General features: G+C 41.2%; 3 protein-coding genes. All 3 read left to right on the top strand.

The features are described from left to right. Positions 1-98 precede the first annotated feature (98 nt). Positions 99-323, top strand: coding sequence for a DUF433 domain-containing protein (locus BQ17_RS11875; protein ID WP_089727319.1), 225 nt, complete (start codon positions 99-101; stop codon positions 321-323). Further along, complete coding sequence (locus tag BQ17_RS24190) at positions 320-652, top strand: DUF5615 family PIN-like protein (protein WP_176722404.1); 333 nt, start codon at positions 320-322, stop codon at positions 650-652. Before BQ17_RS11875 ends, BQ17_RS24190 begins: the two co-directional genes overlap by 4 nt. Before the next feature lie 231 nt (positions 653-883). Beyond that, the coding region (locus BQ17_RS11865) for a nucleotidyltransferase domain-containing protein (protein ID WP_141699248.1) at positions 884-1248 on the top strand (365 nt) is incomplete at its 3' end.

Genomic DNA, 1248 nt, shown 5'->3' with positions numbered 1-1248 from the left:
ATTACCGCGAGGAAAACCTCTATGATAGAATACTGACTCTGCTGAAAGAAAATCCACTCTAAAGTTATCTAGACCCTTTCAATTACGAGGTAAAATACGTGAACTATCGAGATATTATCACATTAGAACCGGGTAAAAGATCAGGTAAACCCTGTATTCGGGGACTAAGAATCACCGTTTACGATGTATTGGAAATGCTGGCTCAAGGAATGACGTCTGAGGAAATCATTGATGATTTCCCGGAACTAAATGAAGTCGATATTCAAGCCTGTTTATCTTATGCGGCCGATAGAGAACAAAATCAATTGATTCTATCTCGATGAAATTATTGTTTGACGAACATCTCTCCTATAGACTCGCAGTAAGGCTTGCGGACATTTTTCCGGACTCGAAGCATGTGAAAGACTCTAATCTTCAAACTAAAGATGACTTGAGGATATGGGAGTTTGCGAAGGAACACGAATTTGTTATTGTGACAAAAGATTCAGACTTTATCGACATAACAAACGTTAGAGGTTATCCTCCTTATTTAATCTGGATACGTTCTGGCAATGTCAGAGTATCAGACATTGAAGGAAGGATAAGAAAAAATGCGATCCGTATACTGAATTCCTTTGAAAATCAGATAGTTGGGGTCATTCAAATTAGATAAAAGCCAATAATTCAATTCAAAAAGTATTAAGGGGCCAGGCTCAATTGATGGGTCGTTTTCATAGCTCATTCGCCTGACATTTGGCTGCAAGCGACCCAATGTCACGGTCCGGCTCCTCAGCAATTATTCAAGCTCAGTGCCACGCGGCATTGGGCGCCTGAGCCAAGCCGTTATGCTTCTCAGAAGAAACCGACGCTATGAACCCATGTGGACAGCAATTATCATTAGGGTATGAAAACATCACTTGAACACCTTCCTGAACAAAAACAGCAGGAATTACAAAGGGCTATCGAGATCATTCGAGAAGAAATCGATCTTGACATGCTCATTTTATTTGGGAGTTATGCCCGTGGTGACTGGGTAGAAGACCTCGACCCGGAAACCCTACTTTATCGCTATCAAAGCGATTTTGATCTTCTTATTATTACCGAAACTCCTCGCCAAGCCGGCAAAATCGAGCAAAACAACCAACTTGCTCAACGTTTGATCAAAACTATCCACCGAACGCCAATCAGCCTGATTGCCGAAGATATCCAGTTTGTAAATCGTCGTTTAAGGAAAAGTCAGTACTTTTATATTGACATCCTGCGAGAAGG

The sequence above is a fragment of the Candidatus Thiosymbion oneisti genome, from assembly GCF_900092655.1.
Taxonomy (GTDB): Bacteria; Pseudomonadota; Gammaproteobacteria; order Chromatiales; family Chromatiaceae; genus Thiosymbion; species Thiosymbion oneisti.
The sequence above is the reverse complement of the archived record's forward strand: the minus strand, read 5'-3'. Positions and strand labels throughout refer to the sequence as shown.